The sequence below is a fragment of the Achromobacter sp. FW305-C-28 genome, assembly GCF_058783235.1.
In genome coordinates this window covers 265,334-279,945 of the sequence record NZ_JBYSYL010000007.1, presented here as the reverse complement: position 1 = coordinate 279,945, position 14,612 = coordinate 265,334, and the positions used below count along the sequence as shown (strand labels likewise).

Here is a 14,612-nt window from a genome sequence, read left to right as displayed (position 1 = left end):
GACCCAGTGGGTACGCAAGGAGCAATGCGGGCATGAAAGTAGCGGTATTGGGTAGCGGCATCATCGGAATCTCCAGCGCCTGGTGGCTTAGCCAGGCAGGCCACGACGTCGTGGTCATCGACCGCTGCACCGGACCCGCCCAGGAAACCAGCCTTGCCAACGGCGCCCAGATATCCGTGTCCTATGCGGAACCCTGGGCCAACCCGCAAGCGCCCCTGAAACTGCTCAAATGGATGTTCCAGGACGACGCCCCGCTATTGTTCCGGCCGCAGCTGGATTGGCGGCAATGGATGTGGGGCCTGGCCTTTCTGCGCGAATGCCTGCCGGGTCGCCTGGCGCCGAACATCCGCGCCATGGTCCGCATGGCCGAATACAGCCGCGCCACCCTGCGCAGCATGCGCACTGAGCTGGGCATCGAATACGACCACCTCGAGCGCGGCATCCTCAATTTCTACCGCGATCCGCACGAATTCGAAAACTCACAACGGGCCGCCGGCCTGATGCGCGACTTCGGCGTCGAACGCCGCGTGGTGTCCACCGATGAGGTCATTGCCATCGAGCCGGCCCTGGCGCCGCACCGCAATACCATCGTCGGCGGCGATTTCACTCCCGAAGACGAAAGCGGTGACGTGCATCTGTTCACCGTCGCCCTGGCCGAGCGCTGCGCGCGGGCCGGCGTCGAATTCCGCTACAGCACCCGCGTCACGCGCCTGATCACCCAGGGCGGCGCGGTGCAGGGCGTCGAACTCATCGAACCCGACGGCCGCTACGGCACCCTGGCCGCCGACGCCTACGTGGTGGCCATGGGCAGTTTCAGCCCGTCGTTGCTGCGCCCGCTGGGCATCCCCTGCAACGTGTATCCCGCCAAGGGGTACTCGGCCACTTTCCCGGTCTTGAAGGCCGATGGCGCGCCGACGGTCAGTCTTACCGACAGCAGCCACAAGGTCGTTTTTTCGCGCCTGGGCGATCGCCTGCGCATGGCGGGCACCGCCGAACTGTCCGGCTATTCCCGCGGCCTGAATACCGGCCGCTGCGAAGCCATGACGCGGCTGGCCCGCGAACTCTTTCCCGACGCGCTCGACTTCGAGCGCGTCAGTTATTGGTCGGGCTTGCGCCCGTCCACCCCCTCGAACGTGCCTATCGTCGGCCGCAGCCGTATCCCCAATTTGTATATCAATACCGGACACGGTACTCTCGGTTGGACGATGGGCGTTGGCTCGGGCCGGGCTCTGGCAGACCTGCTCAGCGGGCGTCGCCCAGAACCGGAATTCCCTTTTCTTGGTCTATGAACCTATGAAGAAATTGCAATTGGCGGGCGTTGCCCGCGCGATGTTCGCCAGCCGGCGGGCATGGGTGTTTGGCGCCGCCATGGCGGTAGCGGGCGCGGCTAATGCCGCGCCTGTCGAGATCCAGGTCTGGCACACGCTGCCGGAGGCCAACAAGGCCGAATTCGAAAAGCTGGCCAAGCAGTACAACAAAGAGCAGGACCAGGTCAAAGTGACCCTGCGCGGCTTCGATTCGCAAGCCGCCCTGCAGCAGGAAGCGACCGCCGCGGTCAAGGCCAAGAAGGCCCCGAACCTGGTGCAACTGAACGACAACCATTCGCCGGAAGTCGTGGCCGAGCACAAGGCCATCCTGCCGATGTACGAATTGCTGGCCAAGTACCCCGTCAAGGACCTGAACTGGTTCGTGCCGGCCACCAGCAGCTTCATCCGCGACGGCAAGGGCCGCCTGCTGGCCTTCCCCTGGATGGCCGAAGTGCCGGTGATGTTCTACAACACCGCTGCCTACAAGAAGGCGGGTCTTGACCCCAACAAGCCCGCGCGCACCTGGACCGCCCTGCAAGGCGAACTCCTCAAGCTGCGCGACGTGGCCGATCTTGACTGCCCCTACGCCTCCAGCGACCAGGTGTCGATCCACCTGGAAAACCTGGCGCCCGTGAACAACCAGCAGTTCACCAGCAACAACAACGGCCTGGATGCGGTCACCAAGAAGAGCGCGGCGCCTGCCATGCAGTTCGACACGCTCTACATGCGCCACATCTCGCTGATGGTCAGCTGGAAGCGTTCGCTGCTGTTCATGGCACACTCGGCCGACAACACCTCGGACAAGCTTTTTGCCAAGGGTGAATGCGCGGTCCTGACTGGCAATTCGGGCTCGTTCGGCCAGTTCCTGAACACCAAGGGCCTGTCGTTCGGCGTGGCGCCGCTGCCTTACTACGACCAGGCCACCCAGACCGGCGGCCAGCCGTTCGTGAGCGGTTCGGCGCTGTGGGCGCTTGAAGGTCGTCCGCAAGCCGAAGAAAAGGCCACGGCGCAGTTCCTGGCTTGGCTGTCCAAGCCCGTCATCGCAGCGGAATGGCACCAGCGCACCGGCTACCTGCCGCTGACTGAAGCTGCGTTCCGTGCATCCGATGTGTCGTTCTACAAGAGCATTCCCGGCGCCCAAGCCGTGGTGGCTTCCATGAGCACGCGTCCGGTCGCCAACAGCCGCGGTTTCCGCATGGCCAACTACGACCGCATCGAGCCCGTGTTCAACCAGCAGTTGAACGACGCGCTGGAAGGCAAGACCCCCCCGGTCTCGGCCCTGAACAACGCGGCCAACCAGGCCCGCAGCATCGCGACTCAGCGTTAAGCATCGCGCCGCCTGCAAGGCCAGAAAGCCCGGTTTTCGAACCGGGCTTTTTTTCGCCCTGCGTACATGCCAGTCTGTTGCGGCGACTGGCCTTGCTCCACCATGGCTACACCGCGATCCGTTTCCGGTTCGCCTTTTGCTAGCGGTGAAGCATGGTTCGAATACTCCTATTGGCGGTGGGTCTGTCCGGTCTGTCGGGCTGCGCGTTGCCGCTGGCCTCGCGCTCGGCCAGCACGTCCTGGCAGGCTGCCGGGCCGGCCGCGCAAGGCTTTCGCTTTGACTGGCGCTTGTCCGGCGATCCCGCCGTCGCACCCATGCAGGTGTTCGACGATGGCCGCGAAACCTGGCTGCAGTTCGCGCCGGGCCAGGCGCTGCCCGCCATTTTCGGCGTGGGGCCCGATGGCGAGCGCGCCTTGCCTTATGTGCGTCGCGAGCCCTACGTGGTCCTGGCCGGCGGCTGGCGCGCGCTGGCGTTTCGTGGCGGTCGCTTGTCGGCGCGCGCGCAACGCGGGCAGGATGTCGCGGTGCTTGGCAGCGCGCCGGCCGCATCGGCGTCGCCGGCGGCGCTCGCCATTCCTGCCGGGCAGGCGCAAGGCGGGCCGCTGGCTTCCCTGCACCCGCCGGAGGCAGAGGCTGCGCTACCCCTGGCGGTTGCCTCGGCGGCGTCGCCGCCACAGGCCGCCGTGTCGCCGTTTCGCGCCGCGCCGCCCGATGCCACCTTGCGTGCCGTGCTGGCACGCTGGGCGGATGCAGCGGGCTGGACCTTCCAGCCGCAGCACTGGGCGGTCGATGTCGATATCCCGCTGGCCGCCACGGCTGATTTCCCGGGCGATTTCAAGGCCGCAGTGCGCGGCTTGCTTGCCTCGACCGAGTTGGCGGACAAACCGCTGCAGCCTTGCTTCTATGGCAATCGGGTATTGCGCGTCGTGCCGCTGGCGCAGTCGTGCACCCGGTCTATCGCTACCCCGGGGGCCGCATGAACCGCCGCCCGCTCATCATCCTGGCGCTCTTCGCCCAACTCGCCGGGTGCGCACTGACCCAGCAGGTCACTGACCTGCGCCGCGCTGCCGAGCGCAAACAGGCCGACGCTGGCGCGCGCCACCAGGCGTTTGCCGACAGTCTTACTGACCGCAATACCCGGCAGTCCGCCCAAGAGGTGGCCACGCCCTGGCTTGCTGGCAAGCCGCAACCGTTGGCGCGAGAGGTCTCCCTGCCGCCGGCCTTGCGCGAAAACGTGCAGACCACCCTCATGCTGGCCGACGATGCCGACTTGTCCACGGTGGCCCAGCGGCTGGCCGCGGCCACAGGCATGCCGGTGCGTGTCCGCCCCGATGCGCTGCTGCCGCTGGATCTGTTCCTGCCGCGCCTGGCGGTCAATGGCGCCCTGGATGCTTCTGTTGCACAACGCTTTGAAGTCCGCGCCGGCGCGCAACCGCTGGCCGACCTGCTCGATGTCGTGGCGGCGCGCTATTCCGTGCATTGGCGCTATGAACACAACGCGCTCGAGTTCTACCGCACCGATACCCGGGTCTTCGATCTGCGCGCCTTGTCGCTGGCCAGCAAGGTGGATGTCCGCCTGGGCCGCGCGGGCCGGGCCGAGGCCGAAGGCTTCGAGAACACCTCCAGCACATCGCTGTCGGGCGGCGAACACAAGGCATTGGCCATCCTGCGTGCGCACGCGCAGGCATTCCTGACCCGTTCGGGCGTCATCGCCGATCCGGTCGAAGGCGAAACGGCGCTGGTCATCACCGACACGCCCGAGGCCCTCGAACGGGTAGGGCGCTATTTCGAGCGCGAGAACAAGGCGTTGACGCGCCGGGTCAGGCTCGTGTTCGAAGAAATCACCGTGATTTCCCGCGATTCGGCTTCTGGCGGCATCGACTGGAACGCGGTCTATGCGGCGGCAGGGGGCGCGGCACGCCTGGCCATGCCGGCCATGCCGGTAGCCGGCGCCGGGGCACTGGAAGTGGCTGCCGGCCGCGGTCCTTTCGATGCGTCCCGGGCCATTCTTTCCGCGCTCAGCGCCTCGGGGGCAGTCGTGCGGCACAGCAGGGTGCCTGTGCTGACCCTGAACCGCCGGCCCGTCACGCACGCCGTGCGCACCACGTTCTCGTATATCGACCGCGTCCAGAGCACGGCCGTGCCGGGCATGACGGCCGACGGCGCCAACAGCTCGTTGCCCGCGGTGTCCATCAGCCAGAAAGAAGAAACCGTCGGTTCGTTCCTGACGCTGGTGCCGGATATCCAGGAAGACGGCCAGATCCTGCTGTCCATCGCCTACGACAACGCGGTGGCCCAGCCCTTGAAAACGGTCACCTTCGGCGAACGGGGTAACCAGGTCCAGGTGCAGCAGATCACGGTGGACGGCAATGGCACCGTGCAACAGATCGAACTGCGGCCCGGTCAGCCCGTCATCGTCTCCGGCTTTGACCGCAGCCAGGATCAGCATGACCGCCAGCGCCTGACACCGGGGGCACCGTTGGTGGCGGGTGGCCAGGACAGCGCCACCTCCGAGCGCGTGACCACCCTGATCCTGGTCACGGCCCAGGTCGAAGAAGGTTTCTGATGCCCTCACTCTCCAGGACGTTGGTATGACGCGCGCACCGCAAATCCTTCTTGTCGACTGCCCTGGCACGGATCGTGCGCTGGCGTTCGGTTTGCGCTGGCACGCGCTGATCGGCACCGACGTGGCCGCGTTGGCCCGTTCGCGCGGCCGCCGTCTGCGAGCGACGCATTACGTCGTGGCAGGCTCGCCCGCCACGGTCGCCGGGTACGGCCGCGGCACGGTGCGCCGGGCATGGCGTTGGCGCCGCGCGGGCGCTGGCAAACCCGCGCCACGCTGGTTGGCGGCCGCTCAATTATTCGCGCTGCGCTACCCCGATGGCGGCCACAGCCTGGTTTGCCTGCCGGATGGGCAGTATTGGCTGGTGGCGGCTTATGCCGGCATGGTGCTGTCGCAGGCAGATCGTCTGTTCGGGTCGCACGACGAGGCGCTGCGCGAGCATGCCCGCCTGTTGCTCGCGCGGCCCGAGTTGCCGGGCCGCGACGGCGACGAAGTCTATGCCGCGTTGCTGCCGATGGGAGATGCCGCCGCACAACTGGTCGTGCTGCCGTCGCGCTGGAGCGCGCTGCCGCGGGCCTTGCGCCTGTTCCTGGCGTGCCTCGCGCTGTCCGTGGTTGCGCCTGCCTTGTGGCGGCAATGCCTTGCGCCGCATCCGCGCATCACGGCGCCGTCTGTCGCGCCGCAGGAAGCGGCCGAGGTTGCCGCCCGCGCACGGCTTGCCCTGTTGAGCGCGATTCCGGCCCATGGCCCCGATGAAATCGCCCGCGTGCTGGTGGGGTTGGTGAAGGTGCCGATCGAAGTCCAGGGGTGGGCCCTGCGGCGCGCGCAGTGCGATGCGCAGGCCCGGCACTGGACCTGCCGCGCCGATTACGCCAGGGTGCATCCGCAGGCGACCAACCAGGGCCTCTTCGCCCGGCTGCCTCGTGGCTGGCGCGTGTCGTTCAATCCGCTCGAAGACGCCTCGCTCTCCTGGCAGGTGGCATCCGATGCCAGGACCCTGGCCGATCTGCCGCTGCCCACACCCTTGCAGGTCGATACCGGCGTGGCCGTGACGCTGCAGCAATTGCGGCCGGCGTTCAGTTCGATCTTCATGGCGCCCGCGGTGCTTGCGCTGCCGGCAGCCGCAGGCGTGGCCGCGGCGTCCGCCGCCGCCGCGCCGACGTCCGCGATACGTTCCCGGGCGATCACGCTCGCCGGACCCCTGCGGTCGTTTGCCTTGTTGCCGGGCCGCCTTGGCGTGGCGCACTGGTCCCGGCTGGCCTTGAACATCCAGCCTCAACTTCGCTCCAGCCTCGCTGCAAGCACGCTGGTCGCAGAACTGCAGGGAGTCCTCTATGAACAGGAATAACCTTTGGCGGCGGTCTTGCCGTGCCATGCCATGGCGCGGGGTATGGGCTGTCGCGGGCGCCGCGGCGTGGGCCGCCGGGACGCAGGCGCAGCCCGCCGTTGACGCGGCCGACCCGCAGGCGTGGCCTGAAGCCGAGACGGTGCGCACCCTGTTGCGCGCCGACGCCGCCGCCGCGCTCACCGAATGCCGGGTGCCGGGCATCTGCCCGGCCAACGGCGCAGCGGCTTCGCGCGCGCCCATGCCCGCGCCGGTTCCCGACGACGTGCGCGTGGCGGCCATCTTCGGCGTGGCGCGGCATCTGCAGGTCGACCTGCTCGTCAATGGCGCCTTGTTGCGCTACCAGACAGGCCGGGCTGCGCCGGTGGCCGGCGCCCGGGTGGCGCAAGCGTATCAATTGGTGGCGGTCGACGGCGGTTGTGTGCGGCTGCGCCGCGACGACCGAGATGTCCGCGCGTGCCTGGACGCCGGGAGCCCCGCGCCATGAATACGCCTTCCGCTTTCCCTGGCGCGCTGGGCGCCGCCATTTGCCCGCTCGATGCGCCCGAAGACATCGCGCGGCTTGACCCCGCGTTCTCGCGGGCCCTGGGCCGCGAGTTCGACCTTGCCGCGATGGCGGGCCGGCTATGTCCGGTATTGCTGGAAAACGGCGATGTCGCGATCTTCGCCGTCAAGGAATTCTGCGTGGGGGACGCCATCGACGAGGTCGAACGCATGGTGCGGGCGCAGGGATACCGTCTTGCCAAACCGTCACGCTATCTACTGCCGGCCGCATTGCTGCTGATGGTCGCGCGCGGCCAGCTGGCCGTCCAGGGCCTGGCGCGGCGCGACGGCAGCCGACAGGCTGCACGCACTTCGGCGCTGGCGGCGTTGTTCCTGGACATCGTCGCGTGGGGGGTTACCCAGGGTGCCAGCGATGTGCACATCAACGTGAATCAGCGGCGCGATGGCTGCGAGATCCGCTACACCATTCATGGTGAATACGTCGTTGCGGAACGATTCTCCGGCTTGTCCAACGCCACCTTGCTGGAAGTGTTGGCCGTGGCCTGGATGGATGTGCGGGGCGGCAACGGCGCGGTGTTCGATCCCGCGCTGGAACAACAGGGACGCATCGCGCTGGAGTTGGCCGGTACGCCGGTGGTGTTGCGGTGGGCATCACTGGCCACCGATGCCGGGCCTTCGGTATGCCTGCGCATCCTGCGGCTGGACGCTGCGGGCGGGCAAGACCTGCACGCGCTTGGCTATCTTCCCGGCCAGGTGGCGACCCTGCTGGGCGCGCGTGAGCGCGAGGGCGGCGCCATCGTGCTGGCCGGCGTCGTGGGGGCAGGCAAGTCCACCACGTTGGCCGCACTGATGCGCGGCATCGAACCCACCCGCAAGGTCATCACGCTGGAAGATCCGGTCGAATATGTCATCGGCAACGCGTTGCAGAACAGCCTGGGCGGCGCACTGGCCGTGTCCGGCTGGCCCGCGTTCGACGCCAAGCTCAAGACCATCAAGCGCTCGGCCTTGAACGATCTGCTGATCGGCGAAATCCGCGATATCGACACCGGCCGCGCCTTCATGGACCTGGCCAGTTCCGGCATCAGCCTGTACGCCACCACGCATGCGGGGTCTGCGGCAATGATCCCCGAGCGGTTGGCGTCCGAGGCCGTCGGCGTCTCGCGCGAGCTGCTGGCAGCGCCCGGCATTCTCAAACTGCTGGTCTACCAGACGCTGCTGCCCAGGCTGTGCCCGGCCTGCGCCTTGCCCGCCGCCCAGCTCTGGGGCCCGGCGCAGCGGCGCCATGCCCCCGGCCAAGCCGAGCACTGGCGAAACTGGATGGCTGTCCTCACGCGTACCTTCCTGCTCGATGCGGCCGCGCTCAAGGTGCGAAACCCGGACGGCTGCGCCGATTGCCGCCGGCCGCACATGCCCGACCTGAACGGCACGATCGGGCGCAGCGTGGCGGCGGAAATGATCGAGCCGGAACGCGCAGCGGGCTTCCTGGACTGCGTGCGCAGACGCGACTATGGGCCATTGCGGCCCGCGGCCAGGGCGGTGCCCGACGCCTCCTGGCGTGACGAAGCCACACGCGGCGCCAAGGCGCTCAACAGCGCGCTGTTCAAAGTTGCCCAGGGCGAAGTGGATCCGCGTGCACTGCCCCGGCGTTTCGATCTGGCGCTGCCCGGTGGCGTGGCCGGCCGGCCGGAGGCCCCGCATGGCTGACTCTCTACTGCGGGCCCTGGCCTGGCGCCGGCATTTCAACATCAACCTGGGCCTGCGCTGGGATGCATGGCGCTTTCTGCCGCACCGCGCCGATTACTACGAATACCTGGCCGACCTGATCGACGGACTGCAGGGCCGCCGGACCCTGCGAGACCTGTTCGAGGACGATGCGCGCCGCTACGGTCCCGGTACCGCCCGTGGTCGCCTGTCGCAGTATTGGGCCGGGGCCTACCAGGATGCCGGCGGCGATCTGGGCGCGGCCTGGCAGGGCACCTTGCCTGCGGCGGAATGCCTGCTGCTGGCCTGTGTGCAGGACGAGGGCGGCGATCTTTCCGCCGCGCTGCGTGATCTGGCGCGGGCGGCCAGGCTGGCTGCCGAAGCGCGCTTTGCCTTGGTGTCCACCGCGGCCGCGGGCGTGGTGGCCGCGGTGGTGGCGCTGGCCATGCTTTGCGCCATTCCGTTGTTCACCGCGCCGCGCCTGCAGCAGGTATTTCAGGCGTTGCCGGCAGAAGACTACGGCCGGCAGACCCGTGCGCTGTTTGCGCTGGCCGCGGCGGCCCGTCAGTGGCTGGCGCCGTGGCTGGTCCTGGTGGCGGGCCTGGGCGGGCTGACCCTGTGGTCATTGCCGCATTACACGGGGGAGGCCCGGGCCTGGCTGGACAAGCGGCTGATCTGGCGCCTGCACCGGGATTTTCAGGCCATCCGCTTTCTGTCCCTGCTGGCCGTGCTGGTGCGCCAGCACGGCGCCGCCGATACGCGGCTGCGGCGCGCGCTCACCGTGCAGGGGCGGGGCGCGCAGGCCTGGCTGGCCATGCATCTGGAACGCATGCTGATGCGCATCGACGCCGGCGCGACGGACGCGCAGATCTTCGATACCGGCCTGCTGGACCCGGAAACCTGGTGGTTCATGGCGGACATGATGGGGGCGCTAGGCATGGAGGCGGGGCTCGAGCGCGTGCGGCACCGGGTCGAATCCCGGCTGCTGGCGCGGGTACGCCTGCAGGCTGCCGTGTTGCGTTGGGCGTTGCTGATCGGTTCGGTCGCCACCGCGTTGGCCATCACGTTGTGGCACTACGCCGTCATCGACGAATTGCGCCTGGCGCTCACGAATTTCTATGCCAGCCGCTGATCGCGGCAGGACTCATTGCGGTAGCGGTTGGTTTTTCACCATGGAGAGGCGAATGGAACGGTTCAGGGCAGGCATCGCGGGCGGCAGGCGCGAGCGGGGTTTTTCGTTGGTGGAGGTGTCCATCGTGACGGCGATCGTCTTATTGATCGCCATCGTCGGCATTCCCGCCATCGGCAGTTATGTCATTGAAAACAAGGTGCCCAAGGTGGCCGAGGAGCTGCAGCGCTTCATTGTCAGCATGCGGGTCAACGCGCAGGGCGGCGGCGTCACGCCCTATGCCGGCCTGGATACCGGGGCCATGGCCAACATGCTGCGCGACTCCAGCGTGCTGTCGGTGCAGGGCAGCGGCCCGTCGGCGCGCATCGCACATGGCTTGGGCGGCAGCGGCACGGGCAGCAGCGGCGTGGTGCAGGTGGCCGCCACGTCTCTGGCCGGTGCGGGCGTGGGGGCGGCGTTCACCGTCACCTTGAACAACGTCAGCAATGCCGCCTGCCCGGCGCTGGCGTCCGTGCTGCAACGCGTGTCCGAGGTCATCTCGATCGAAGGCGACAACGGTTCCGGGGTGGTCAAGAATGCCCTGGCCGTGCCTGCCGTGCCGTATCGGGCGGCATTGGCCCAGACCCGTTGCAGCCAGGGCGACACCAATACGTTCGTGTTCACCGCCAAATGAGTGCCCGTATGAGCGCCGGTACGAGGTTCGTGGGTCACCCCAGGGGAACTGGCGGGCGCCCAGCTGCCGCCTTGCGGCGGACCAGAGTCGGGCAGGGCGGTTTTTCCCTGCTCGAACTGGCCCTGGCGCTGGCGCTGACGGCCATGATAGCGATCTGGGCCTCCAGCCAGGTGGCGCATCGCATCGAAGATTCCGCGGCGCGCGCGACCGGCATCTGGCTCGCGCAGGTCCGGGGCGCCATGGAGCAGGTGCTGCTGCGGCATTTCGACTCCTGGGCCGACGGCCGGGGACCGGCTGCCGCGGACGGTTCGCCGCTATTTGCCGATTCCCTGGCGCCTTCGCTGGATGAATTGCGCCGGGCCGGCGCGTTGCCCGCCGGCTTTCCGTTGCAGTCTGCCCTGGGCTTCGGCGCGCGTATCCAGATCGTGCGCACGGCTTCGTGCCCGGCGCAGCCCTGCCGCCTGGACGCGCTGATCTACAGCGACCAGCCGCTCTTGAAATCAGGGACGCAATATTCCGATGTGGCGGCCATCGCGGTCGTGATCGAGGCTGCAGGCGGGTACGGCGGCGCGGTGTGGCCGACGGCGCCCACCGCGTTGCGGGGCGCCGCCTTCAGCTTCGGCAATCCCGTTGCACCGGGCGGGGCAGCCTATCCGGCGGGCACGGTCGTGTCCTGGGCCGGCCTGGAGCGCTCCGAGGCGGACAAGTTCGTCAAGCTGCGCGACGCCCGTGATCCCGACCTGCAAGGCGGCCTGACCGTCGCCGGCCGGCTCAAGGGCGGGGAATACCTGGAACTGCAAGGGCTGGCCGGCGCGGGCCAGGACTGCCGCATGGCGCCCGCGGGTATCGCTCGCGCGGCGTCGGGCGAATTGCTCAGTTGCCAATCCGGCCTATGGCAAGAGGCCAGCGGCGGCGGGTTCGGCGGCGCATTCAGCATCAATCACCCGCGTGGCTGCTTCCAGGCGTCGGGCGAATCCACGGCCAATCCGCGCACCGGCACCTGCAACTGCCCGGCCGGCTACTCGGCGGTGATGGTGTCGGCAGGCGGAGTCTGGGATGCCGAAGTGGGCTGGACGACGGGGTATATCTGCATGCGCTGAGGGGCGGGCAGGCCCCGGCAGCGCAAGCCACCGACTACCCTCTATAATCAAAGATTCGCCTAAATCCTGCTTCATCCAAGATGAAATCCTCCGAGATTCGCCAGCAGTTCCTGCAATTCTTCAAGTCCAAGGGACACACCATCGTTCCTTCGTCGTCGCTCGTGCCGGGCAACGATCCGACCCTGCTCTTCACCAATTCGGGCATGGTCCAGTTCAAGGACGTGTTCACGGGCAAGGAATCGCGGTCGTACACGCGCGCCACGTCGTCGCAGCGCAGCGTGCGCGCTGGCGGCAAGCACAACGACCTGGAGAACGTGGGCTACACCGCCCGTCACCATACGTTCTTCGAAATGCTGGGCAATTTCAGCTTTGGCGACTACTTCAAGCGCGACGCCATCCAGTACGCCTGGGAGCTGCTCACCCAGGTCTACAAGCTGCCCGCTGAAAAGCTTTGGGTCACCGTCTACCAGGAAGACGACGAAGCCTACGACATCTGGGCCAAGGAAGTCGGCGTGCCGGCCGAGCGCATCATCCGCATCGGCGACAACAAGGGCGCGCGCTACGCCTCGGACAATTTCTGGCAGATGGCCGACACCGGCCCCTGCGGCCCCTGCTCGGAAATCTTCTTCGACCACGGTCCCGACATCTGGGGCGGCCCCCCGGGATCGCCCGAAGAAGACGGCGACCGCTACATCGAAATCTGGAACCTGGTGTTCATGCAGTTCGAGCGCGATGCCGCCGGCAACATGCCGCGCCTGCCGCGCCCCTGTGTCGATACCGGCATGGGCCTGGAACGCATTGCCGCCGTGCTGCAAGGCGTGCATTCCAACTACGAAATCGACCTGTTCCAGCACCTGATCGCCGCCGCTGCCCGCGAAACGGGCGTCAAGGACCTGGAAAACAACTCGCTCAAGGTCATTGCCGACCACATCCGCGCCTGCTCGTTCCTGATCGTCGACGGCGTGATTCCCAGCAACGAAGGCCGCGGCTACGTGCTGCGTCGCATCGTGCGTCGCGCACTGCGCCACGGCTACAAGCTGGGCCAGACCAAGCCGTTCTTCTACCGCCTGGTGCCCGACCTGGTCGCCGAAATGGGCGAAGCCTACCCCGAGCTGGCCAACACGGCCGAGCGCGTGGCGCAGGTGCTCAAGCAGGAAGAAGAGCGCTTCGGCGAAACCCTCGAACACGGCATGCGCATCCTGGATAGCGCCCTGGCCAGCGTGCCCAAGGGCGGCCAGCTGGACGGCACCACGCTGTTCACGCTGTACGACACCTACGGTTTCCCGGTGGACCTCACCGCCGACATCTGCCGCGAACGCGAAGTCGACGTCGACATGGCCGGCTTCGAAGTCGCCATGGAACGCCAGCGCGACCAAGCCCGCGCCGCCGGCAAGTTCAAGATGGCCGAAGGTCTCAGCTACGAAGGCGCCGAAACGCGCTTCGAAGGCTACGAAAAGCTCGAACTCGACAACGTCAAGGTCACCGCCTTGTATGTCGACGGCACCCAGGTCAAGCAAGTCCAGGCCGGCCAAAGCGCCGTGGTAGTGCTGGACGCTACCCCGTTCTACGCCGAGTCCGGCGGCCAGGTGGGCGATACCGGCCTGCTCGAAGCTGCAGGCGTGCGCTTCGCGGTGGCTGACACCCTGAAGATTCAATCCGGCGTATTCGGCCATCACGGCACCCTCGAAGCGGGCACGCTGTCGGTGGGCGATACGCTGCTGGCGCGTGTGGACGCGGTGCGCCGCGCCCGCACCGTGCGCAACCACTCGGCCACCCATTTGATGCACAAGGCCTTGCGCCAGGTGCTGGGCGCCCACGTGCAGCAGCGCGGCTCGCTGGTCGATCCCGACAAGACCCGTTTCGACTTCGCACAAGATGCGCCCCTGACCGCCGAGCAGATCGCGCGCGTCGAAGCCATCGTCAACGCCGAAGTCCTCGCCAACCAGCCCACCGTGGCCCAGGTCATGGCCTACGACGACGCGGTCAAGGGCGGCGCCATGGCGCTGTTCGGCGAAAAATACGGCGACACGGTGCGCGTGCTTGATATCGGCTTCTCGCGCGAACTGTGCGGCGGCACTCATGTCAGCCGCACCGGCGACATCGGCCTGTTCAAGATCGTGTCCGAAGGCGGCGTGGCCGCCGGCGTGCGCCGTATCGAGGCCATCACGGGCGACAACGCCCTGGCCTGGGTGCAGAACCAGAACGCCTTGCTGACCCAGCTGGCCGGCATGCTGCGCAGCACGCCCGCCGACCTGCCGGCCCGCATCGCCCAGGTGCAGGACCAGGTCAAGCAGCTCGAAAAAGACCTCGAACAATCGCGCAACAAGCTGGCTGCCAGCGCCGGCAACGACCTGGCCAGCAGCGCCGCGGTCGAGGTCAAGGGCATCAAGGTCCTGGCCGCAGGCATCGGCGATGTCGATCCCAAGGCCCTGCGCGGCATGGTCGACAACCTGAAAGACCGCCTCAAGCCCGCAGTCGTGCTGCTGGCCACCGGCTCGGCCGATGGCAAGATCAGCGTGGTGGGCGGCGTGACCGCCGACCTGACCGACCGCATCAAGGCCGGCGACCTGGTCGGCTTTGTCGCCAGCCAGGTGGGCGGCAAGGGCGGCGGCCGCCCCGACATGGCCATGGGCGGCGGCACCGACATCGCAGCCTTGCCGGCCGCGATCGCCAGCGTGCAGAAGTGGGTCGATGAGCGCCTCTGACATGGTTGCCGAGTCCGGCGCGCAAGCGCCGTCCTTCGACCAGGACGTGGATGCCAGCGGGCTGACCTGCCCGCTGCCCATCCTGCGCGCCAAAAAAGCCTTGGCGCAGATGGAAAGCGGGCAGGTGTTGCGCGTCATCACCACCGACCGCAATGCCATCCGCGACTTCCAGGCCTTTTGCCGCCAGACCGGCAATGCGCTGGTTGCCCAGCATGAAGCCGACGGCCGGGGTGTGCACTACCTGCGCCGACGCTAGCC

Annotated in this window: 12 protein-coding genes; all 12 read left to right on the top strand. The window is 67.8% G+C overall.

Going from position 1 to position 14,612, the window contains the following annotated elements; all coding sequences use genetic code 11:
- Window positions 1-32 precede the first annotated feature (32 nt).
- The 12 genes from AC3WMR_RS19100 to AC3WMR_RS19045 all read left to right on the top strand — a co-directional run bounded on the left by AC3WMR_RS19100 (window position 33) and on the right by AC3WMR_RS19045 (window position 14,610).
- Window positions 33-1,289, top strand: coding sequence for a D-amino acid dehydrogenase (locus tag AC3WMR_RS19100; protein ID WP_492266346.1), 1,257 nt, complete (start codon window positions 33-35; stop codon window positions 1,287-1,289).
- 4 nt (window positions 1,290-1,293) lie between these two features.
- Window positions 1,294-2,634 carry an extracellular solute-binding protein gene (locus AC3WMR_RS19095; protein WP_492266347.1) on the top strand — a complete coding sequence of 447 codons (1,341 nt, stop codon included), beginning with the start codon at window positions 1,294-1,296 and terminating at the stop codon, window positions 2,632-2,634.
- A 152-nt stretch (window positions 2,635-2,786) separates the two neighbouring features.
- A complete protein-coding gene (locus tag AC3WMR_RS19090) occupies window positions 2,787-3,614 on the top strand; it encodes a TrbG/VirB9 family P-type conjugative transfer protein (RefSeq protein ID WP_492266348.1) in 828 nt (275 codons plus the stop codon).
- On the top strand, window positions 3,611-5,200 hold the full coding sequence (locus AC3WMR_RS19085) for a hypothetical protein (RefSeq protein WP_492266349.1): 1,590 nt from the start codon (window positions 3,611-3,613) through the stop codon (window positions 5,198-5,200). The genes AC3WMR_RS19090 and AC3WMR_RS19085 overlap by 4 nt, the downstream gene beginning before the upstream one ends.
- A gap of 25 nt (window positions 5,201-5,225) precedes the next feature.
- Window positions 5,226-6,545: a type IV pilus inner membrane component PilO gene (locus AC3WMR_RS19080; protein WP_492266350.1), complete on the top strand. Its 1,320-nt coding sequence runs from the start codon at window positions 5,226-5,228 to the stop codon at window positions 6,543-6,545.
- A 25-nt stretch (window positions 6,546-6,570) separates the two neighbouring features.
- The gene (locus AC3WMR_RS19075) at window positions 6,571-7,029 is read left to right on the top strand and encodes a hypothetical protein (RefSeq protein WP_492266351.1); all 459 of its coding nucleotides are present in this window, start codon (window positions 6,571-6,573) and stop codon (window positions 7,027-7,029) included.
- Complete coding sequence (locus AC3WMR_RS19070; protein WP_492266352.1) at window positions 7,026-8,750, top strand: ATPase, T2SS/T4P/T4SS family; 1,725 nt, start codon at window positions 7,026-7,028, stop codon at window positions 8,748-8,750. Before AC3WMR_RS19075 ends, AC3WMR_RS19070 begins: the two co-directional genes overlap by 4 nt.
- Window positions 8,743-9,879, top strand: coding sequence for a hypothetical protein (locus AC3WMR_RS19065; protein WP_492266353.1), 1,137 nt, complete (start codon window positions 8,743-8,745; stop codon window positions 9,877-9,879). Before AC3WMR_RS19070 ends, AC3WMR_RS19065 begins: the two co-directional genes overlap by 8 nt.
- 52 nt (window positions 9,880-9,931) lie before the next feature.
- Window positions 9,932-10,549, top strand: a complete 618-nt coding sequence (locus AC3WMR_RS19060; RefSeq protein WP_492266354.1) for a type 4 pilus major pilin — start codon at window positions 9,932-9,934, stop codon at window positions 10,547-10,549.
- A 71-nt stretch (window positions 10,550-10,620) separates the two neighbouring features.
- Window positions 10,621-11,649, top strand: coding sequence for a prepilin (locus AC3WMR_RS19055; protein WP_492266355.1), 1,029 nt, complete (start codon window positions 10,621-10,623; stop codon window positions 11,647-11,649).
- Window positions 11,650-11,729: 80 nt separating this feature from the next.
- Window positions 11,730-14,354, top strand: a complete 2,625-nt coding sequence (gene alaS / locus AC3WMR_RS19050) for an alanine--tRNA ligase (RefSeq protein ID WP_492266356.1) — start codon at window positions 11,730-11,732, stop codon at window positions 14,352-14,354.
- Window positions 14,341-14,610: a sulfurtransferase TusA family protein gene (locus tag AC3WMR_RS19045; RefSeq protein WP_175192642.1), complete on the top strand. Its 270-nt coding sequence runs from the start codon at window positions 14,341-14,343 to the stop codon at window positions 14,608-14,610. Before alaS ends, AC3WMR_RS19045 begins: the two co-directional genes overlap by 14 nt.
- Window positions 14,611-14,612 lie beyond the last annotated feature (2 nt).